The sequence below is a fragment of the Candidatus Clostridium stratigraminis genome, from assembly GCF_045310675.1.
Lineage (GTDB): Bacteria > Bacillota > Clostridia > Clostridiales > Clostridiaceae > Clostridium_AT > Clostridium_AT stratigraminis.
The window spans coordinates 165,783-187,211 of record NZ_JBJHZZ010000003.1 but is presented as its reverse complement, the minus strand read 5'-3'; the positions used below and the strand labels follow the sequence as shown (position 1 = coordinate 187,211).

The following is a 21,429-nucleotide window of genomic DNA, read 5'->3' as shown; positions in this document are numbered from 1 at the left end:
GCTAGATAAGGGTTTGTACATACTCTTTACCTACTATATAATTTAAGAATGTTAAAAAGTAAGCAGGAGATAAACTATGTTTTCAAAATTAAAAAAATTATTAATCGGTAAATCATTAACAACTGATCAATTAAAACACGAAAAATTTAGCGTACTTTGGGGCCTTCCAGTACTATCAAGTGATGCTATTTCCTCAGTAGCATATGCTGGCGAGGAAATTTTGTGGGTTCTTATACCTGTAATTGGAGTAATGTCATATAAATATATGTTTTATGCCGCATTGTGTATTGTATTTTTACTGTTCTTATTGGTTTTTTCATATAGACAGACAATAGACAATTATCCTTTAGGAGGAGGATCATACATTGTTTCTAAGGATAACCTTGGAACAATACCTTCCTTGACGGCTGCAGCTGCCTTATGTATTGACTATATTTTAACTGTGGCAGTTAGTACTTGCGCGGGAACAGCAGCAATTACCTCTGCTTTGCCTTTCTTGCTAAATTATAAAGTAATAATTACCTTGATTATTATAACATTTCTTACAATAGGTAATTTAAGAGGATTGAGGGACTCTGCTAAGCTATTTGGAGTGCCAACCTATCTCTTTATGGTTACGGTAGCTGTACTTATTATTACTGGTGTTATTAGGCATTTTATTCTTAATTATAATCCAGCGCCCATAATACCTATTGAACCTGTTAATCCTTTAAATAGTATAACGTTAGTATTATTTCTTAGGGCATTTGCATCTGGTTGTACAGCGTTAACAGGGGTTGAGGCGGTAAGTGATGGAATTCCAAATTTCAAAGCACCAGCCCAAAAACATGCAAAAATAGTTCTTGGACTTTTGGCAGTAACAGTGTTATTTATTTTTGGAGGATTATCTTATCTTTCAACTATTTATCATGCTGTTCCAAGTGAAAAGTATACAGTAATTGCACAAATTGGATGGCAGGTATTTGGCAATAATAATATTATGTTTTATGCCCTGCAGGCAACAACGGCCTTGATTCTTATAATGGCTGCAAATACAGCATTTGCTGATTTTCCGCTTTTGCTGTCTTTTATATCTAGAGACGGCTTTGCACCAAAACAATTTACTAAAAGAGGAAATAGACTCAGCTTTTCAAACGGAATTATAATGCTTTATACAGCAGCAGCAATATTAATAATATTATTTAAAGGGGATACACATTTACTTATGCCTCTATATGCTGTAGGTGTATTTATTTCCTTTACATTATCTCAAACAGGTATGTTTACTAAATGGATAAAGGGTAAGCAGTCAGGTTGGAGACATAAGGCCTTTATTAATGGATTGGGTGCTTTAGTAACCTTTGTTACAGTTGTAATTATTGGTGTTACAAAGTTTGTTCATGGGGCTTGGCTAGTATTCATATTAATACCTACTTTTGTTATCGTAATGTTAAGAATCAGAAGGCATTATGGAAAGGTTGCAGAACAACTTAAGCTTCCATTAAATATTAGACCAAAGGATATTACTCCTTCTGAGGATAAACAGCACGTAGTTATTTTGGTAGATACTTTAAATAGATCCTTTTTAAAAGCCCTTAATTATGCAAAAACTATATCAAGCAATATAGTTGCCTTTCATGTTTCTGTTGATACTGATGCAACTGAGAAGCTAAAGAAAAAGTGGGAGGACTACAATGTAGGTGTGCCACTAGTTATTAAGCGTTCACCTTATAGAGATATCTATGAGCCATTAGTAAACTTTATTGATTCTGAGGAACATGATTCTAAACCTGGCGATATAGTTACCGTTGTACTTACACAATTTGTAATTACTAAATGGTGGCATAATGTGCTTCATAATCAAACATCTTTATTTATAAAGAATATGCTTTATAAAAAGAGAAATATAGTTGTAGTTACAGTGCCTTATATTATTGAAGAATAAATTAAATTCCTAGAAGCCTTTCTAGGAATTTTTTGCAAGTAAAAACATTCTCCATAGATTTTTCATTAGGAGAAATAAGAGGGGTTGATTTAGATGGATAAAAGAATATTGAGTAATGGAATAAAAGTAATTTATGAATATAAACCTTCGAATATAAGTTCCTTCTGCATTGGTTTTGAAGCAGGGGCTAATATGGAAACTGATTATAACTTAGGAACCGCCCATGCAGTTGAACATATGCTATTTAAGGGTACTAATTCCTTAAATGAACTGGAAATAAATAAGCTTAGTGATGAAATTTTTGGGTTTAACAATGCCATGACTAATTACCCTTACTGTATCTACTATGGAACAACCTTAAGTTATGACTTTCACAGAGGCTTTAAACTTTATTCAGATATTATATTAAATCCAGCTTTTAGAACAGAGGGTTTTAAAGAGGAAATGTCAATAATTAATGAGGAACTTAAAGACTGGAAGGATGATTTAGTACAATATTGTGAGGATGAACTTTTTTATAATTCATTTTCACATAGAAGGTTAAAAGAACTTATTATTGGAAATGAAGAAAGCTTAAAAAGAATTTCTTTAGAAGAAATAAAACGTTTTTATGATGTATATTATAGGCCTAGTAACTGCGTTATTTCAGTCATATCCTCCTTGAAATTTGAGGAGATACTAAATTTGATAGAAGATTTATATGGAAAGTGGGATAAAGAATATATTAGTAAAAATATAAAGCTTTATGAAAGAAATAAAAGTGGAGTTTACTTAAAGCATAAAGATGGAATTAATGGAGCTAAGATAAAATATATATATACTATTCATGATCTTAATGAAAATGAAGTCAATGCTCTTAAGGTATTTAATTGTATATTTGGAGAAGGAACTAGCTGCTTGTTATTTGATTTAATTAGAACTAAGAATGGACTTGTTTATGATATTGGAAGTAGGATTAATAATGAAAATGGTATAAAAATATTTAATATAGATTTATCCACATCAGAAAAAAATATAGATATAGTGTTACAACTAATAAATGAATTATTAGAAAAGGTAAAAAGCAGTACTAATTCCTTTACAGAGGAGCTTATTAAGAAAAGTATTAAATCCCTAAGGCTTAAAAGAGAATTAAAACTAGAAAAGTCTATTGAACGTTGTAAATCCCTAGCTGTAAACGAAATAATGTATGGTTCTCAAGGAACATTTTATGAGGAACTTGATGATTTTGATGATATTATCGAGGTAGACATTGTCAATGTAATCAGAAGGGTGCTAGACAAACCATCCATACAAATAATAAAGTCATAAATTAATAGTAATCACGTATATCAAAATCAAAACTGCTTCTTTTTCCAAAAAATAATTAAAAATAATTGACAAAGGTTAATAGAAATTGATAAAATATTAACATAAAAAACATTAAGAAGTACTGCAATATATTTCTTTGGAATTTAACCTAACAGAGAAGAGTTATCTAATCTGAAAGGAAGAATGCTTTTATATAGCCCATTATATCCTACAAGGGCTATGTTTGATGACTTAAGCTTTTCTTTCTAAGAAAGCTTTTTTTATTTTGAGGTTAAGTTCTAAGAAATAATATTGAACTTGAATAAGTCATAACTATTATTTCTACGGAGGAGATTTAGTTTATGAAGTCAATTATAGACAAACTCTATGAAAACAACAGTTTAGAAAGTGAAGAGCTTTTATATTTATTAAATAATTTAGATGAGGAAAATAAAATATATTTATTACAAAAATCTCATGAAACAAGGATGAAATATTATGGCAATAAGGTTTTCATGAGAGGGTTAATTGAATTCACCAATTATTGCAAAAGAAACTGCCTATATTGCGGCATTAGAGCCTTAAATAAAAATACAGACAGATATAGATTAACTACTGAGGAAATACTTTCTGCCTGTGAATCCGGCTACAGCCTTGGCTATAGAACCTTTGTACTTCAAGGTGGGGAAGATGATTACTTTACAGATAATAAAATTGTTAAACTTATAACGGAGATTAAGGAAAGACATTCTGACTGTGCTGTAACGCTTTCAATAGGAGAGAAAAACTATTATTCCTATAAAAAATATTACGAAGCTGGCGCAGACAGATATTTAATGAGACATGAAACAGCTTCGAAGGCTTTATATGAAAGATTACATCCTAGTACTAGCTTTGATAATAGAATTAATTGTTTGTGGGATTTAAAAGAAATAGGCTATCAAGTAGGTTCTGGCTTTATGGTAGGTTTACCAAACCAAAACAATGAGGATCTTGTTAAAGACTTACTATTTCTAAAAAAATTAAATCCAGAAATGGTTGGAATAGGCCCTTTTATTCCGCATAAGGACACTCCGCTATCAAAAGAAAAAGGGGGGACTCTTGATCAGACAATATTGATGGTAGCCTTAACAAGGCTGCTATTACCAGCTGCATTAATTCCGGCTACCACTGCACTGGGTACTATTAATCCTAAGGGCAGGGAGGAAGGTATAAAAGCAGGTGCTAATGTAGTTATGCCTAATTTATCACCAACCTCTGTAAGAAAAAAATATTCCCTATATGATGGTAAGATTTGTACAGGGGATGAAGCAGCTGAATGCAGAATGTGTATTGAAGGAAGAATAAAAAGTGCAGGCTTTGAATTAGATATGGGCAGAGGGGACAATATTAATTGGATAAGAAAATAAATATATGATTAGTAGAAATTAATCTTTGCTTTTGCAGAAAAAAACTATTAAAGGAGATAGCCATGAACGAAACGCCAAATGCAAATAGAAAGCACATTGCTATATTTGGAAAAACAAATTCCGGCAAATCCTCACTATTAAATTCAATAATTGGTCAGGAGATTTCCCTAGTTTCTTCAGTGAAGGGAACTACAACGGACCCGGTAAATAAAGCTATGGAGCTGATCCCCTATGGACCTGTTGTTTTTATTGACACAGCAGGGCTAAATGATGCAACGGAGCTTGGGGAACTAAGAACAAAAAGGACTTTAAAGGTACTGCAGCAGACTGATTTCGCCATTTATGTTATAGAAGCCGAGGATATAGATGAAATTTCTTATACTAATTTTATTAAGCAATTTAAAAAATATAATATACCTTACATGCTTGTTATAAACAAAATAGATTTAATAGCTGAAAAAGACTTATTTAAAATAAAAGAAAAGTTTAAAGATGGGATGTTTGTATCTGCTAAGGATAATAAAAATATCCTTACATTAAAAGAAGAACTAATAAAAAGGCTTAGTGAAGGTGAAGTAGAAGAAACTATTATTGGAGATGTAGTCCCTTATAATGGAAAAGTTGTAATGGTGGTTCCTGTGGATTCTGAAGCTCCCAAAGGAAGAATAATTCTGCCTCAGGTTCAGCTTATAAGAGATTGCCTAGATCATGGTATTAAAAGCTATGTAGTTAGAGATATTGAGCTGAAGGATGCACTTTTGGATTTAAAGGATATTGACGTTGTTGTAACTGATTCGCAAGCCTTTAAAAAGGTCAATGAAATTGTTCCTAGAGATATTAAGCTGACTAGTTTTTCAATACTTTTTGCCCGATATAAAGGAGATTTAGATGCCTTCACACAAGGTACTTCAAAGATAAAAGAGTTAAATGAGAGTTCTAAAATACTAATTTCAGAAAGCTGTACCCATAATCATTCCCATGAGGATATTGGCAGAGTTAAAATACCAAAGCTATTAAATAAATTCACTGGAAAACAGCTTAATTATGAATTTAGAATGGGTCAAGATTTTCCTGAGAATCTAGAAGATTATGACCTTATAATTCACTGCGGCTCATGTATGCTTAATAAGAAAATAATGCAGACTCGTGTTGATTTGTGCCAAGAAAAAAATGTTAGTATAACAAATTATGGTGTAATCTTGGCTTATTTAAATGGTATTCTTCCAAGATCAACTGAAATCTTTAAAGAAAAGTAAAATCATGTGACTGTTTCGGAATATTAAATTGAATTACTTAAATATTTTGAAACAGTCTTTTTATATACATATATTATCTGGGAAATATTAGGATATTAACTTGTATTTATTATGTAAAATTAATTATGCTATAATGAATTGGTGAGGTGGGAATTTTGAAGGAGAAATGGCTATTAAGACAAACAAAAGCACCAATTATTGATATTTCAAAAACAGCAGGTATAGATGTAAATATAGCAGCAATACTTGCAAACAGAGGAATTAAAACTGAAAAAGATGTGATTAAGTTTATAAATGCATCACTTGATGATTTATACGACCCCTTTCTTATGAAAGATATGGACAAGGGTATTGAAATCATCATTGAAGCAATCAGAAATGAAAATAATATAGTTGTATATGGGGATTATGATGTAGATGGAGTTACAAGTACTGTAATTTTGTATAAGGCTTTATTAAAATGTAATGCAAAGGTACGTTATTATGTTCCCCATAGAGAAAATGAAGGTTATGGAATTAATAATGAAAGAATTAAAAGTTTAAAGGAAGAAGGAGCAGAAGTAATTATAACTTGTGATAATGGAATATCAGCCATAGAGCAAATAGCTTTAGCAAAACAATTAGGTCTAAAGGTTGTAATAACAGATCATCACGAGGTTACTTTCGTGCAGGATAAGGATGGAAATAGGGAATATATCATACCTGAGGCAGATGCAGTTATAAATCCAAAGCAGAAGGATTGTAGTTATCCCTTTAAACTTCTGTGTGGTGCAGGAATAGCATTAAAGTTTTCCACTGCATTATTTTACAAAATGAATATTAATTTAAGTAAATTAACTGAGTTAATTGAAATCGCAGGTATTGGTACTATATGTGATGTGGTAGATTTAGTAGATGAAAATAGAATAATAGCAAAAAATGCCTTAATAAGTCTAAACTCAACAAAAAATATTGGACTAGATGCATTAATGGAGGTTTTAGGTATAAAGGACAGAAAATTAAATGCTGGAACCATTGGTTTTCAAATTGGTCCATGCATTAATGCTACAGGTAGGCTGGAGACTGCGGCCTTATCTGTAGAATTACTGCTTAGTGAGGATATGGAAAAAGCAAAAGAACTTGCTATTAAGCTAAGTGATTTAAATAAGAAGAGACAAAGCATGACAACTAAAAATGTTGAAGAAATAATAGAACAAATTGAAAGTACTAATATAAAAAATGATAAGGTTATAGTTATTTACAAAGAAGATGTGCACGAAAGTATTGCTGGAATTGTAGCTGGTAAAATTAAAGAAAAATATAATGTTCCTACAATAGTAATAACCTCCGGTAAAGAAATGCCAAAGGGGTCTGGAAGATCAATTGAGGGGTACAATCTTTTTGAAGAACTCTTAAAATGTAAAGATTTAATAGAAAAATTTGGCGGGCATCCAATGGCAGCAGGTTTATCTATAAAGAAAGAAAATATTGAATTACTTAGGAATGAATTAAATAAGAATTGTAAATTAAATGATGAAGATATAATGCCAAAGCTTAGAATTGATAAGAGAATACCTGTAAATAAACTTTCTGAAAATTTTATTTACAATTTAGAAAAGTTAGAACCCTTTGGCAAAGGAAATGAAACACCAGTCTTTGCAGAAAAGAACGTAATTGCAGATAAAATATTTATTGTAGGCAAGGAAAGCAATGTTCTTAAATTAAGTCTCAAAATAGATAATACAAATTTTAAAATGGATGGAATATGTTTTGGCAAAATAGATGAGTTTAGGGATCTTCTGAAATCCTATTACGGGGAATCCTATTTAGATATTTTAGAAAATTATAATTATAATAATGAGAAGCTTAAATTTGATTTAATCTATTATCCAAACTTAAATAGCTTTAATGGTGTACAAACTATTCAAATTAAAATTATTGCTTTTAGATTGGCATAAAATTTAGTTAAATTTCCTCACTTCTGCACATAATATTATTTGAGGTGATGAAAATGAATGATGAAGCTAGAAAACATATGGATAGAGCATTATTAAGTTTAAAAGATGTTAGACAGTGTCTATCTATAGCATCAGGAAATGCAGAAAATGGAACCATAAAAGAAAAAATAGAAAGAGAGATTGGTCATATAGATAACTGCCTTCAAGATTTTGAAGGAATTGTATCAGGACTATCTCAAAAGTAATAAAAAGGAGAGTTTTCTCCTTTTTATTTATTTTAATATGCAAATTTATCTCAAATGTAAAAATCGCAATATGAAAAATAGCTAAAGATATAAAATATTTTATTAAAGCTATTACTGCAGCAACGTCTATTAATTTAAAAAACAAGTAGGGAAATTCCTACTTGTCTTTAAGTATATTATAGATTCTTTTCGTAAGCTTCAACCATTCTTTTAACCATTTGGCCGCCTACTGACCCATTTTCTCTTGAAGTAAGGTCTCCGTTGTAGCCTTCATTTAATGTAACCCCAACTTCTCTAGCAGCTTCCATCTTAAACCTATCAAGCCCAGCCTTTGCCTGTGGAACTAATGCTTTATTTCTTGCCATTTATATTCACCTCCTTATATCTTTGTAATAATAGCTTATCCAAAGCGGTATAGAATATTATAGAGTTTTGTAGGAAGTGAAGGAAAAATATAGATTATCTTTTATAAGATTATAAAGAATATTTTAGCAATTTTCTATCTTATCTTGATTATTAAGGATTTTATAAATATAAAAAAAGAAGAAGGCTTACAAGTAAGCCTTCCTATAATAAACTATCGAGTTAATCCTTTTTCATAAGCTTCAACCATTTTCTTAACCATTTGTCCGCCTACTGAGCCATTTTCTCTTGAAGTTAGATCACCATTATAACCATCAGTCAATGGAACCCCAACTTCTTTAGCAGCTTCCATCTTAAATCTATCAAGTCCTGCCTTAGCCTCTGGAACTAATGCTTTATTTCTTGCCATAATGTATGACCTCCTTATTTGTTTTATGTTATTATATTGTCCAATAAGGTTATAATTATATTAGTAGATTAGAGGTGTAAAAGTTAAGTTTATATATCAATGTTAACTTTTCACAATTATTTTTTAATAATTATATTCAAAAATATACCTCATGTATATTATAATATTAGCTGAATTAATTAATTCATTATAGGAGATGGTATTTTGAGTAGCAAAAGGATAATTATGACAGGTGGAGGTTCTGCAGGGCATGTAACTCCAAACCTTGCTCTTATCCCAAAACTAAAAGAGTTAGGATATGAAGTGCAATATATAGGAACAAAAGAAGGGATTGAAAGAAGGATAATTGAAGAAAACAATATAGAGTATCATTCCATTTCCAGTGGGAAGTTAAGAAGATATTTTGATATAAAGAATTTTACAGATCCATTTAAAGTAATTAAGGGAATTTTTGAGGCCTATGATATTATAAAAAGACAAAAACCAAATATTATATTTTCAAAAGGTGGTTTTGTGGCAGTACCAGTTGTGCTAGGAGCTTATTTAAATAAAATTCCTGTAATAGCCCATGAATCTGATATTACCCCTGGACTTGCCAATAAGCTTTCTGCTCCATATTGTACTAAAATTTGTGTAACCTTTCCGGAGTCTGTTAATAAAATAGGTAAAAAGAAGGTTGTACTTACAGGAACTCCAATAAGAAAGGAATTATTAGAAGGAAGCAGAATAAAAGGACTAAAACTATGTAATTTTAGCAATGAAAAGCCTATTTTGTTCATAATGGGTGGAAGTCTTGGTTCTAAAAACATAAATGATTTAATAAGAAGAAATCTAAACGATTTATTATTATCATTTAATATTTTGCATATTTGCGGAAAAGGTAATATAGATAATAATTATAAAGCTATAGAAAATTATAGGCAATTTGAATATGTAAATGAGGATTTACCTCATTTAATGGCTGCATCGGATATTATCGTTTCTAGGGCAGGCGCTAATTCTATATTTGAATTTCTAGCTATAAAAAAACCAAATTTATTAATACCTCTATCATCTAAGTCTAGTAGAGGAGATCAAATTCTTAATGCTGAATCTTTTGAAAAAAATGGCTTTAGCTTAGTAATTAAAGAAGAAAATTTAAAAGATGAATTATTTATTAAAAAAATATATGAGCTTAATAGTAACAAAAATAAATACATTAATAATATGTCCCAAAGTAATTTATCAAATGCAGTGGACTTGATTGTTAAGGTTATAGATACAGCAAGCTTATAAGCATTTTGGTAACTATTCTCTAACAAACCAATAGAATTAAAAATAATTAACGTAAAATCTTACAGAATAAATAGAGAGGTGAGAAACTATGAAAAAATTTTACATCTTTCTATTTACGTTTGGTATTTTAATTTGCACAAAAACCGCTATTCATGCACAGAATATTACTTATACTGTTCAGCCAGGTGATAGTATGTGGAAAATTGCAGTTAAGTTTGAAATTGGAGTGTCTGAAATAATTGATGCTAACAAAGGTATTACCAACCCAAATCTAATATACCCAGGTCAAAAGATAAGTGTACCTAATATAACTGATATTAAGGCTCTAGAAAATGAGGTTATTAGATTAGTAAATATAGAGAGGAGTAAATATGGTCTAGGGCATCTAACAGCAGATTGGCAATTGTCAAGGGTTGCTAGATATAAATCGGCAGATATGAGGGATAATAAATATTTTTCACATTATTCCCCAACCTATGGAGATCCTTTTAAAATGATGCACGATTTTGGAATAAGCTTCTATGCTGCCGGTGAAAATATAGCAATGGGTCAGCCTACTCCTCAGGCAGTAATGAATGCATGGATGAATTCCACTGGCCATAGAGCAAATATATTAAACCCACAATTTAACGAAATAGGTGTTGGAGTAGCTAAAACTTCTAGTGGAGTAATATATTGGACTCAGGAATTTATAAGAAGATAATATTAATAAATTAATACAGACAAACAAAAAAAGTTAATACAGGTAAAAATAATTTATTAAAGGACTCTCTGTATCTGTTAGAGAGTCCTTTAGTTTACTAAGAAAATTAATAGAAATTAAAAGACGCAAAAATAGAAACAATTCATGTTGAATTATTGAAATAAAAGTATATAATAAAGATGTGAGTAATTTATTTTGTCACCTTTCAAAAATTTACATAGAAAGAAGGTATTTTAATGAAAAAAATGAAGACTATGGATGGAAACACTGCTGCAGCTCATATTTCCTATGCATTTACTGATGTAGCAGCTATTTATCCAATTACTCCATCATCTCCAATGGCTGAACATGTTGATGAATGGGCAGCACAAGGAAGAAAGAATATTTTTGGACAAACTGTAAAGATTATGGAGATGCAATCTGAGGCAGGAGCAGCTGGTGCTGTTCATGGTTCCTTACAAGCAGGTGCCTTAACAACTACATATACTGCATCACAAGGTCTATTACTTATGATACCAAATATGTACAAGATGGCTGGTGAACTTTTACCTGGAGTTTTACACGTTTCAGCAAGAGCTTTAGCCGCTAATTCACTTAATATATTTGGAGATCATCAAGACGTTATGGCTGCAAGACAAACTGGCTTTGCTCTACTTGCAGAAAGTTCAGTACAACAAGTTATGGATTTATCAGCAGTAGCTCATTTATCAGCTATAAAAGGAAGAGTGCCATTCGTAAACTTCTTTGATGGTTTTAGAACCTCTCATGAAGTACAAAAAATTGAAATGCTTGAGTATGATGATTTAAAAGGTTTAGTTGATATGGATGCTGTAAATGCATTTAGAAGAAGAGCATTAAATCCAGATCATCCAGTAACTCGTGGTACTGCTCAAAACCCAGATATTTACTTCCAGGAAAGAGAAGTTTCAAACAAGTTTTATGAAGAACTTCCAGAAATAGTAGAAAGCTATATGGCAGAAATGACAAAGCTTACAGGAAGAGAATATCACCTATTTAACTATTATGGAGCACCAGATGCTGAAAGAATGATAATAGCAATGGGTTCTGTTTGCGATACTATTGAAGAAACAATTGATTACTTAATAGCTAAAGGAGAAAAAGTAGGTTTATTAAATGTTCATTTATATAGACCATTCTCATTAGAGCATTTCTTCAAATATATACCAAGCACAGTTAAGAGTATTGCTGTTCTTGATAGAACTAAGGAACCAGGTTCAATAGGAGAACCATTATACCTAGATGTTAAAAACGCATATTATGGAAAAGAGTTCCAGCCAGTAATAGTTGGAGGCAGATATGGTTTAGGTTCAAAGGATCCTGTTCCTTCACAAATACTTCCTGTATTTGAAAACTTAAAATTAGCTGCTCCAAAGGATAGATTTACAATTGGTATAATTGATGATGTAACTAACACTTCTTTACCAGTTGCTGAAGACATCGATACAACTCCAGCAGGGACAAAGGCTTGTAAATTCTGGGGCCTTGGATCAGACGGTACTGTCGGAGCTAACAAGAGTGCTATTAAGATCATTGGAGACCATACTGACATGTATGCACAAGGATACTTTGCATATGACTCAAAGAAATCAGGCGGTATAACAGTATCACACTTAAGATTTGGTAAGACACCAATCAAGTCCCCATACTTAATAAACAAAGCTGATTTCGTTGCTTGTCATAATCAATCCTATGTGTTTAAATATAACGTTTTAGAAGGACTTAAAAAAGGCGGTAAATTCTTATTAAATACTATCTGGACCCCAGAAGAAATAGAAGAGCATTTACCTGCTTCCTATAAGAAGTTCATAGCTGAAAACAACATTGAATTCTATACACTAAATGCTGTTAAGATAGCACAAGAAATAGGTCTTGGCGGAAGAATTAACATGATAATGCAATCAGCTTTCTTTAAAATTGCTAATGTAATTCCAGTAGATGATGCTATAAAATATTTAAAAGATGCTGTTGTAACTTCCTATGGTAAGAAAGGACAAAAAGTTGTTGATATGAACAACGCTGCTATTGATAAGGGCGCTCTATCAATCGTTAAAATAGATGTTCCTGCTTCCTGGGCTGAGGCGCAAGAAGAAGCAGCTGCAACTGCTAAAGTTCCTGAATTTATAAGCAAAATTGTAAATCCAATGAATAGACAAGATGGAGACAAGCTTCCTGTAAGTGCTTTCATAGGAATGGAAGATGGTACTTTCCCAATGGGTACTGCTGCTTATGAAAAGAGAGGAATTGCTATTAGCGTTCCAGAATGGCAAATTGACAATTGTATTCAATGTAATCAATGTGCCTTTGTATGTCCTCATGCTGCAATAAGGCCAGTACTTGTTAATGATGAAGAAATGGCAGCAGCACCAGCTGAATTTAATGCAAAAGATGCAACTGGAGCAAAGGGACTTAAATTCAATATATCTGTATCACCACTTGATTGTACAGGCTGTGGAAACTGTGCTGATATATGCCCAGCAAAAGAGAAGGCTCTTATTATGAAGCCGCTAGACACTCAATTAGATAAAGTAGAAGCATGGGATTTTGCTATGGGAGTATCACCTAAGAAAAACCCAATGAATAAGTTAACTGTAAAAGGCAGTCAATTCGAACAGCCATTACTTGAATTCTCAGGAGCTTGTGCTGGATGCTTAGAAACAGGTTATGCTAGACTTGTAACTCAATTATTTGGTGACAGAATGATGATAGCTAATGCTACTGGATGTTCATCAATTTGGGGAGCATCAGCACCTGCAACTCCATATACTAAGAACCATTTAGGACATGGTCCTGCATGGGCAAATTCACTATTTGAAGATAATGCTGAGTTTGGTCTTGGAATGTATCTTGGTGTAAAACAAGTAAGAGACAGATTGGCTAATACAGCAGCTGAAGCAATTAAAGGAAGCATTAGTGCAGAACTTAAGGCAGCTTTAGAAGACTTTATAGCAAATCTTGAAAATGGAGAAGGAACAAGAGAAAGAGCTGATAAATTAACTGCTTTACTTGAAGCTGAAAAAGGCGATTGTTCATTATTAAATGATTTATATGAGAATAAAGACTTCTTTATTAAGAGATCAAACTGGATCTTTGGTGGAGACGGTTGGGCTTACGATATTGGATACGGCGGATTAGACCACGTCCTAGCATCAGGAGAAGATGTAAATGTATTTGTATTTGATACAGAAGTTTACTCCAATACTGGGGGACAATCTTCAAAGGCTACTCCAACAGCTGCTATAGCTAAATTCGCTGCAAGCGGAAAGAACACTAAGAAGAAAGATCTTGGAATGATGGCTATGAGCTATGGTTATGTTTATGTTGCACAAGTTTCCATGGGTGCTGACAAGAACCAAACCTTAAAAGCTATTGCTGAAGCTGAAGCTTACAAAGGACCATCCTTAATTATCGGATATTCACCATGTATTAACCATGGATTAAGAAATGGTATGGGTAAGAGCCAAGCTGAAGGTAAGATGGCTGTTGATTGTGGATACTGGGCTAATTACAGATTCAACCCAAGTCTAAAAGAACAAGGCAAGAATCCATTTAGCTTAGATTCAAAGGAACCAACTGGAGACTTCAGAGAATTCTTAATGGGTGAAGTAAGATACTCTTCACTAGCTAAACAATTCCCAGAAGCTGCAGATGCATTATTTGAAAAGACTCAAAGAGATGCTATAGAAAGACTTGAAGGCTATAAGAGACTTGCTAGCTACTAAAAATCTTACTTAGGACGTTTTTCTTAAGGGTTAATAATTAAAAAGCCTTGAAATAGCAGTAATGTGCTATTTCAAGGCTCTTTTGATTTATACAGCACAAGGCTAAAGTATCATTTTTATTAGAAATTTTATAATGAGCCAAAAGATACGTCACTATGCCACATTAGAAAAAAATTATAAAAAACTCTTTTAAAAAAGTTAAATAACGGTTACAATGTTATTATAATGTCTAAAGGAGGTATTAGTTATGGAAGAAAATAAATTACACAACTGTGGTTGTGAAGACGATACATGTGGCTGCGGCGAACATGAGCATGAAGAAGGTGGCTGCTGCTGCGGTCATGATCACGATCATGAACCAATGATTGTTGATTTAGAAGATGAAAATGGAAACGTAGTTTCCTGTGAAGTTGTAGATGGCTTTACTTATAAGGAACAGGACTATATATTAGTTCAGAATCCTGATGATGGTTCAGTATATCTATTTAAAGTTGTAGGGGAAGAAGGAGAACTTGTAGTTCCAGAGGATGCGGAATTCGAAGAAGTTTCCAAGTATTATGAAGAATCCCTACAGGATGAGGAATAAAATCAAAGACCGCTTATGCGGTCTTTATTTTTATAAAAGGGACAAGAAATGAAAATTTAGAATTAATATTGCATGAGGATAGGTAATAATCCTAAATGGACTTTTATAGATAAACTGGTGAATGGGAATCGGGTAGTACTGCTTGCCTAGTAAAAAGGAATTCAGGAGGGTATATGGAGAAACTAGCTATTTTTGATGTGGACTTTACCTTAACTAAAAGAGAAACGCTAATTGAATTTTATAAATTTATGCTAAAAAGTAACCCAAAACTTATAATATTTATGCCTAAGATTATTTTAACGGGAATATTGTACGCCTTAAAGGTTATACCCTTAAAAAGAACAAAGGAGTGCTTTGTTTCATTTATAGATGGCATAAAGGAAGAGGATATGAAGTTTTCGGTAAAGGACTTTTATGAGAAGAGATTAAGCAAGATTTTATATAAAGATGCAATTGATACAATAAAGAAACTTAAAGCTGAAGGCTGCAGAATATATCTAATATCCGCTTCAGCAGAGTTTTACTTAAATGAACTTTATAATATTAAGGAAGTGGATAAGGTTATTGGCACAAGATTTTTAAGTGAAAAAGGTATACATAAAGCTAAAATTAGCGGAGAAAATAATAAAGGTGAGGAAAAGGTTAGAAGGCTTATGGAGGAAATTAAAAAGGATAATATAGAAGTTGATTTTAAAAACTCTTATATGTTTTCAGATTCTCTTTCGGATTTACCCTTATTTAATTTAGTAGGCAATCCCTATTTAATAAACTATAGAAAAAATCAGAATAAAATAAAGGTATTGAAATGGAAATAAAATAAATTGGTCCTTAAATTTCATATATCTATCAAATTAGAGCATCTGTAAAAATTAATAAGAGGCATAGTAATGGTTAATCATTACGTACCCATTAAATAATAGGAGGCATAATACTTGAATAATCATTATGTACCTCGGAAATTAGAAGGAGGGGTTAATATGAGCGAATGTTATGGTGCTTATTTTATTAAAAATGAAGAGGTTTTAAGCAAAGAAGAATTTAATGACAAAAATATTAATAAAGGGGTATCTCTTTATGAGGTTATTAGAGTAATTGATAAAGTACCTCTATTCTTAGATAGACATTTAGAAAGACTTAATAATTCAGCTGCATTAATAAATAAAAAAATCTGGATAAATAAAGCTGAACTTAAAAGTAAACTCTATAAGCTAATAAAAATTAATAATTATAGTGAAGGAAATATTAAAATCATTTTTAATAACTTGGGTAATGATTTAGTAGAGAAAGATAATTTTTATGCTTTTTTTATTGAAAGTCATTACCCAAAAGAAGAAGATTATAAACATGGAGTGGATACAGTTTTCTGCTTTATGGAAAGAAGCAATCCTAATGCTAAGATTATTAATAAGGAGCTAAGAGAATATTCTAATAAGCTTATAAAGGAGAATAATGTATATGAAGCGATTCTTGTTGATAAGCAAGGAGATATTACTGAAGGAAGCAGATCCAATATATTCATGGTTAAGGGTGATAGGTTAATAACTGCGCCTTTAGAAGATGTTCTTCCAGGTATAACAAGAACAATAATTATTGAACTATGTAAAGCCGAAGGAATAAGATTCTCAGAGAAAAAGGTTAATTATAATGATGTAAAGGAATTAGATGCAGCATTTATCAGTGGAACTTCTCCAAAGATTCTACCAATTGACAAAATTAATGACGTTAAATTATCTTCTTCAACAAATTACATTGTACAAAATATTATGAGCGCTTATAATATAAGTATCAATAATTATATAAATAATAACAAACAAGCCTAAACTTGTTAAGTTTTCTCTGAAATTGACGAAAAATAATTATTGTGCAAATTATTGTTAGGGGTGGGGATAGGTGCAAGATGCAGATCTTTTAAAAAAGGACAAGCCTATTGAAGTTGCCAGGAGTTTAAAAATTAATACTAATAACAATAAAATAGAGGCGTACATAACAATTGAATATTTCCTAGATAGTGAAGGCAAAAAAGCTCCTAAATATACTTCTAGTGAAATAAGAGAAGCTTTAGTAGGTTTTGGAATAACAACTGGCATTATAGAAGAAAATTTATTAAAGTGTACCCTAGAAGAAGGAGTTAGAAGACTTCTTATAGCTAAAGGCGAGACAGCAATTGAAGGGCAGGATGAAAGTATACAAATCAAATTTGATGTGGACAGTGACATAGTAAAATTAAGGGAAGATATCAATGGCAAAGTAGATTTCAAAAATATTGGTGCCGTAAATGCAGTACTTAAGGGCGATGTTATTGCTGTTAAAATTGATAGCATAGAAGGTATTCCGGGTAAAGATGTTTTTGGTGAAGTTATAAAGCCAAAAGGTGTTAAAAAGGTCAAGTTTAGAGCAGGACAAGGCGCTGAACTAAAAGATGATAATACTATTATTGCATTAATTGACGGAAAACCCTGCATGAAGAGCAATACTTTTAGTGTCTTTAGTGTTCACGAATTAAATACTGATGTAGATATAAGTACTGGAAATATTAGCTTTTTAGGGGACATAAAAATTAATGGAAGTGTTAGGGAAGGGATGAAAGTTATTTCTGGCAATTCCATTAATATATCTCAAAACGTGGAAAGTGCGGTAGTCAGCGGAAAAGGTGACATATTTATAAATGGTAATATTATAAGCTCCACTATTGTTGGAGGTGGAGAAGATAATGAAAAAGTTAGGGCAATTGAGCAATTTGATGTCCTTTATAAGCTTTTAAACGAAATGGTTATAGCTATTGAAGAAATAAAGAAATTCAATTTGCTTGGTTATAATACCTCTGATGGACAAATTATTAAGGTGTTAATTGATAGTAAATTCAGGGCTATGCCTTCAGCCTGCATGGGTGTAATTGCTAAATCTATAATGGTAAGAAATCATGAAAATGTAAAGTTCGAAATGCTTGTAAGGTTAATTAAAGAAAAACTTATTGGACTAAATCCAATTAAAATTAAGCACTATAGCGAAGTATTGGAGATTGTTGAAATCTTAAAAAGCCTTTTGGATGATCTAAAAATGGAAAAATCTATACCAGTAAATGTTAAACTTAATTATTGTCAGGACTCCACTATTATAAGTACTGGAGATATTATATTCTCAGGTAAGGGAGCATATATTTCTTCTATTACTTCTCAAGGCAGTATTTATTTCCTTCAGGATAAAAGTATTGTAAGAGGCGGTAACATAAAAGCTGAAAATGAAATTATATGTAAAGTTGTTGGAAGCCTTGGTGGAGTTACTACAAAACTTATGGTATCTGAAAAAGGACATATAGAAATATCTGTAGCATATGTAAATACTATGATTTATATAGGAAATAGGGAATTTACACTAGATTATCCTTGTAAGGATGTTCATGCGTACATTAATGATAGTCAAGAATTAATAGTGGATAGATTTAGATTATAGGAGGTTTTTTATGGAGAATAGTCAAATTAAGATTGTTATTTTTAGTATTAACGATGAGAACTATGCTGCTGATATAATGGAGGTAGAGAGAATATTGGGGTATGAAGAACCAACAAAACTTCCAGATGCACCAGAGTTTGTTGAAGGTGTTATTAACCATGAAGGCAGCATATTACCTGTAATATCACTAGCAAAAAAATTCAATCTCCCTTTTTCTGCAATAAAGGAAGACTCGAAGATTATTGTTGCTAAACAAGCAAGTAACAAAATAGGAATTATTGTTGACCTTGTTTCTGAAGTAAGGGATGTGAATTCAAAAACAATTGAAACACCTCCAGATATAGCAGCTGGTATATCAAAGAGATACATGAAAGGTCTTATTAAAATAGACAAAAAAATAATCATTTTCTTAAACTTAGGAACTGTTTTGACAGAGGAAGAAAAGAAACTAATTTAATGGAGTAAATATGGAGATTAATGAAATAAAGGTTGGTATAGCAGATTTAAATGTGGCTAGTTCGCCAGATAAGCTGATTACTGTTGGACTAGGGTCTTGTATAGGAATTGCATTATTTGACAGCTCTAAGAATATAGGTGGTTTGGCTCATATTATGCTTCCTGACAGCAAAGCCTTTAGCACTGTAAATAATCCTTTAAAATTTGCTGATTTAGCTATTCCAATTTTACTTGATAAAGTTCAAAACATGGGTGCTTTAAAGAGAAATCTAAGAGCAAAAATTGCCGGAGGAGCATCAATGTTTAATTTTACTGATAAAAATATGATGATGGATATTGGCAATAGAAACATGAATGCTGTAAAGGATGCTCTAGGAAAACTAGCAATCCCTATTATAGGTGAAGACTGCGGAGGCAATAAAGGCAGAACAATGATTTTTCACACTCTTAATGGAGATGTCCAAATTAGAACTGTAGGCCAAGGAATTAAAGATATATGATGGAGTGATGTATTTGATAAAAATCAAAGTTTTGGTAGTAGATGATTCGGCTTTAATGAGAAAAATAATATCAGATATGATTAATTCTGAACAAGATATGGAAGTAATAGATATAGCAAGAAACGGTGAAGAAATGCTGGAAAAGGCATTAAAGCATAATCCTGACATTATAACTTTGGACGTTGAAATGCCAATTATGGATGGTATTTCTGCCTTAAGGGAAATGAAAAGAAGACAAATTCATATTAAAACTATAATGCTTAGCAGCGTATCCCAAAGTAGTACTTCACTAACAATGGAATGCCTTGAGGCTGGTGCTTTTGATTTTATACCAAAACCATCTGGGGCTATTTCTCTTGATATTAATAAAGTAAAAGATGAACTTTTGTTGAAAATAAGAACTGCTTTAAATAAAGAAATTGATACTTATGAAAAAATCGATGCTCATATAGAAAAAAGTAATCATTATAATAATTCAGTACATGAAAAAATTGATGCAGTTGTTATAGGAGCTTCCACTGGCGGACCAAAAGCATTATATACTATAATTACGGCTCTGCCTGAGAAAATAGGGATACCAATATTTATAGTACAACACATGCCAGCAGGCTTTACTAAGGCGTTTGCTGACAGGTTAAATCTAAATAGCAAGATTAAAGTAGTTGAAGCTTCTGAGGCTGCATTTATTGAAAAAGATGTAGTATATATAGCACCAGGAGGATATCATATGGAAGTTTTAACTCAAAATAGGATTCATTTAAATACAGAACCTCCTATCTGGGGTGTTAGACCTTCAGTAGATAAGTTGTTTAATTCTGCAGCAAAGGTATATGGTCCTCATTTGCTTAGTGTTGTTTTAACTGGTATGGGTAAGGATGGAGCTCAAGGCACTATGGTTATTAAAAGAAGTGGTGGCGTTACAATTTCAGAGGATAAATCAACTTGCACCATTTATGGAATGCCCAAAGCCACCTTCGAAACAGGTATGGTAGATTTAGTGGTTCCTTTAGATGAGGTGGCATCACAAATTATCAAAATTGTTACAAAAAGATAATTTAGGGGCGCAAGGATTAATAATCATTGCGTGCATAATAGGAATACTAGGGGGACAAAATGGATTTATTAGATTTTGAAAAGTGGGTAATGAAAGAGTATAATATTAATCTATCAGCTTATAAATCTAACCAGCTTCATAGAAGAATATTAAGCTTAATGTCAAGAGTAGGAGTAAATAGTGTAGAAGAATATATAGCAGTATTAAAAAGTGATAGCTTACAGAAGCAGAGATTTTTAGATTTTATAACAATTAATGTTACGGAGTTTTTTAGAAATCCAGAAATTTTCGAAGATTTAAGTGAAAAGCTTAAAACAAATTTATTAATAAATAATAAAAATTTAAAAATATGGAGCGCCGCGTGTTCAATTGGAGCTGAGCCTTACTCTATAGCAATCATGTTAAATAATTTGACACCTATGTCAAAACATAATATTATTGCTACAGACATAGACAGTACTATACTAGAAAAAGCTAAGGCAGGTCAGTACTCATATTCTGAAATTAAAAATGTAAGAAAAGAAAATTTGGATAAATACTTTAAAGTATTTGGAGACAAATATGTTATTGATAGTAATATAAAGAACATGGTTACTTTTAAGAAGCATGATTTAATACTTGACAGTTACGATAATAATTTTGACTTAATTGTTTGCAGGAATGTTGTTATTTATTTTAATCAAGATGTAAAAAATGATATTTATAGGAAATTTAGTGCTTCTCTAAAAAAAGGTGGACTTTTATTTGTAGGAGCTACTGAAAGTATTTACAACTATAAGGAATATGGATTTGAAAAAGCATCTACATTTATATATAAAAAGTTATAGATTAT

General features: G+C 31.7%; 19 protein-coding genes. 17 read left to right on the top strand and 2 right to left on the bottom strand.

Annotated elements, in window-relative coordinates:
* The first annotated feature begins 76 nt into the window (after nt 1–76).
* From ACJDUG_RS07585 to ACJDUG_RS07560, 6 genes are all read left to right on the top strand, one after another.
* Nucleotides 77–1,924, top strand: coding sequence for an APC family permease (locus ACJDUG_RS07585; RefSeq protein WP_406769290.1), 1,848 nt, complete (start codon nt 77–79; stop codon nt 1,922–1,924).
* 93 nt (nt 1,925–2,017) lie between these two features.
* On the top strand, nt 2,018–3,235 hold the full coding sequence (locus tag ACJDUG_RS07580) for a M16 family metallopeptidase (protein WP_406769289.1): 1,218 nt from the start codon (nt 2,018–2,020) through the stop codon (nt 3,233–3,235).
* A gap of 341 nt (nt 3,236–3,576) precedes the next feature.
* Nucleotides 3,577–4,623 (top strand): [FeFe] hydrogenase H-cluster radical SAM maturase HydE, encoded by a 1,047-nt coding sequence (gene hydE, locus ACJDUG_RS07575; RefSeq protein ID WP_406769288.1) that lies wholly within the window; start codon nt 3,577–3,579, stop codon nt 4,621–4,623.
* Between the two features lie 62 nt (nt 4,624–4,685).
* Nucleotides 4,686–5,879, top strand: a complete 1,194-nt coding sequence (hydF, locus tag ACJDUG_RS07570; protein WP_406769287.1) for a [FeFe] hydrogenase H-cluster maturation GTPase HydF — start codon at nt 4,686–4,688, stop codon at nt 5,877–5,879.
* Nucleotides 5,880–6,034: 155 nt separating this feature from the next.
* Entirely contained in the window at nt 6,035–7,816 is a 1,782-nt protein-coding gene (recJ, locus tag ACJDUG_RS07565) for a single-stranded-DNA-specific exonuclease RecJ (protein ID WP_406769286.1), read from the top strand.
* A gap of 53 nt (nt 7,817–7,869) precedes the next feature.
* Entirely contained in the window at nt 7,870–8,061 is a 192-nt protein-coding gene (locus tag ACJDUG_RS07560; RefSeq protein WP_406769285.1) for a hypothetical protein, read from the top strand.
* A gap of 176 nt (nt 8,062–8,237) precedes the next feature.
* On the opposite strand, the gene ACJDUG_RS07555 is transcribed toward ACJDUG_RS07560, so the two are convergent.
* Both ACJDUG_RS07555 and ACJDUG_RS07550 read right to left on the bottom strand, forming a co-directional pair.
* Nucleotides 8,238–8,426 (bottom strand): alpha/beta-type small acid-soluble spore protein, encoded by a 189-nt coding sequence (locus ACJDUG_RS07555; protein WP_406769284.1) that lies wholly within the window; start codon nt 8,424–8,426, stop codon nt 8,238–8,240.
* A gap of 212 nt (nt 8,427–8,638) precedes the next feature.
* Nucleotides 8,639–8,833, bottom strand: a complete 195-nt coding sequence (locus ACJDUG_RS07550) for an alpha/beta-type small acid-soluble spore protein (protein WP_406769283.1) — start codon at nt 8,831–8,833, stop codon at nt 8,639–8,641.
* Nucleotides 8,834–9,037: 204 nt separating this feature from the next.
* On the opposite strand from ACJDUG_RS07550, the gene ACJDUG_RS07545 reads away from it, so the two are divergent.
* The 11 genes from ACJDUG_RS07545 (at nt 9,038) to ACJDUG_RS07495 (ending at nt 21,424) form a co-directional block, all read left to right on the top strand.
* Nucleotides 9,038–10,108 (top strand): undecaprenyldiphospho-muramoylpentapeptide beta-N-acetylglucosaminyltransferase, encoded by a 1,071-nt coding sequence (locus ACJDUG_RS07545; RefSeq protein WP_406769282.1) that lies wholly within the window; start codon nt 9,038–9,040, stop codon nt 10,106–10,108.
* Between the two features lie 88 nt (nt 10,109–10,196).
* Nucleotides 10,197–10,811, top strand: a complete 615-nt coding sequence (gene safA, locus ACJDUG_RS07540) for a SafA/ExsA family spore coat assembly protein (RefSeq protein WP_406769281.1) — start codon at nt 10,197–10,199, stop codon at nt 10,809–10,811.
* A 236-nt stretch (nt 10,812–11,047) separates the two neighbouring features.
* Complete coding sequence (gene nifJ / locus ACJDUG_RS07535) at nt 11,048–14,551, top strand: pyruvate:ferredoxin (flavodoxin) oxidoreductase (protein WP_406769280.1); 3,504 nt, start codon at nt 11,048–11,050, stop codon at nt 14,549–14,551.
* Nucleotides 14,552–14,798: 247 nt separating this feature from the next.
* Entirely contained in the window at nt 14,799–15,137 is a 339-nt protein-coding gene (locus tag ACJDUG_RS07530) for a DUF1292 domain-containing protein (RefSeq protein WP_406766317.1), read from the top strand.
* A gap of 173 nt (nt 15,138–15,310) precedes the next feature.
* Nucleotides 15,311–15,952, top strand: coding sequence for an HAD-IB family hydrolase (locus tag ACJDUG_RS07525; RefSeq protein WP_406769279.1), 642 nt, complete (start codon nt 15,311–15,313; stop codon nt 15,950–15,952).
* A gap of 162 nt (nt 15,953–16,114) precedes the next feature.
* Nucleotides 16,115–16,957, top strand: coding sequence for an aminotransferase class IV (locus tag ACJDUG_RS07520; protein WP_406769278.1), 843 nt, complete (start codon nt 16,115–16,117; stop codon nt 16,955–16,957).
* A 70-nt stretch (nt 16,958–17,027) separates the two neighbouring features.
* Nucleotides 17,028–18,587: a DUF342 domain-containing protein gene (locus tag ACJDUG_RS07515; RefSeq protein WP_406769277.1), complete on the top strand. Its 1,560-nt coding sequence runs from the start codon at nt 17,028–17,030 to the stop codon at nt 18,585–18,587.
* 10 nt (nt 18,588–18,597) lie between these two features.
* Nucleotides 18,598–19,044: a chemotaxis protein CheW gene (locus ACJDUG_RS07510; protein ID WP_406769276.1), complete on the top strand. Its 447-nt coding sequence runs from the start codon at nt 18,598–18,600 to the stop codon at nt 19,042–19,044.
* Between the two features lie 10 nt (nt 19,045–19,054).
* Nucleotides 19,055–19,543 carry a chemotaxis protein CheD gene (locus tag ACJDUG_RS07505; protein ID WP_406769275.1) on the top strand — a complete coding sequence of 163 codons (489 nt, stop codon included), beginning with the start codon at nt 19,055–19,057 and terminating at the stop codon, nt 19,541–19,543.
* A 13-nt stretch (nt 19,544–19,556) separates the two neighbouring features.
* Nucleotides 19,557–20,597 (top strand): protein-glutamate methylesterase/protein-glutamine glutaminase, encoded by a 1,041-nt coding sequence (locus ACJDUG_RS07500; RefSeq protein WP_406769274.1) that lies wholly within the window; start codon nt 19,557–19,559, stop codon nt 20,595–20,597.
* A 59-nt stretch (nt 20,598–20,656) separates the two neighbouring features.
* Entirely contained in the window at nt 20,657–21,424 is a 768-nt protein-coding gene (locus ACJDUG_RS07495) for a CheR family methyltransferase (RefSeq protein WP_406769273.1), read from the top strand.
* Nucleotides 21,425–21,429 lie beyond the last annotated feature (5 nt).

Coding starts and splice junctions, on each gene's coding strand:
- ACJDUG_RS07585 (WP_406769290.1), top strand. CDS start 77: ATGTTTTCAAAATTAAAAAAATTATTAATCGGTAAATCATTAACAACT.
- ACJDUG_RS07580 (WP_406769289.1), top strand. CDS start 2,018: ATGGATAAAAGAATATTGAGTAATGGAATAAAAGTAATTTATGAATAT.
- hydE (WP_406769288.1), top strand. CDS start 3,577: ATGAAGTCAATTATAGACAAACTCTATGAAAACAACAGTTTAGAAAGT.
- hydF (WP_406769287.1), top strand. CDS start 4,686: ATGAACGAAACGCCAAATGCAAATAGAAAGCACATTGCTATATTTGGA.
- ACJDUG_RS07560 (WP_406769285.1), top strand. CDS start 7,870: ATGAATGATGAAGCTAGAAAACATATGGATAGAGCATTATTAAGTTTA.
- ACJDUG_RS07555 (WP_406769284.1), bottom strand. CDS start 8,426: ATGGCAAGAAATAAAGCATTAGTTCCACAGGCAAAGGCTGGGCTTGAT.
- ACJDUG_RS07550 (WP_406769283.1), bottom strand. CDS start 8,833: ATGGCAAGAAATAAAGCATTAGTTCCAGAGGCTAAGGCAGGACTTGAT.
- safA (WP_406769281.1), top strand. CDS start 10,197: ATGAAAAAATTTTACATCTTTCTATTTACGTTTGGTATTTTAATTTGC.
- nifJ (WP_406769280.1), top strand. CDS start 11,048: ATGAAAAAAATGAAGACTATGGATGGAAACACTGCTGCAGCTCATATT.
- ACJDUG_RS07530 (WP_406766317.1), top strand. CDS start 14,799: ATGGAAGAAAATAAATTACACAACTGTGGTTGTGAAGACGATACATGT.
- ACJDUG_RS07525 (WP_406769279.1), top strand. CDS start 15,311: ATGGAGAAACTAGCTATTTTTGATGTGGACTTTACCTTAACTAAAAGA.
- ACJDUG_RS07520 (WP_406769278.1), top strand. CDS start 16,115: ATGAGCGAATGTTATGGTGCTTATTTTATTAAAAATGAAGAGGTTTTA.
- ACJDUG_RS07510 (WP_406769276.1), top strand. CDS start 18,598: ATGGAGAATAGTCAAATTAAGATTGTTATTTTTAGTATTAACGATGAG.
- ACJDUG_RS07505 (WP_406769275.1), top strand. CDS start 19,055: ATGGAGATTAATGAAATAAAGGTTGGTATAGCAGATTTAAATGTGGCT.
- ACJDUG_RS07495 (WP_406769273.1), top strand. CDS start 20,657: ATGGATTTATTAGATTTTGAAAAGTGGGTAATGAAAGAGTATAATATT.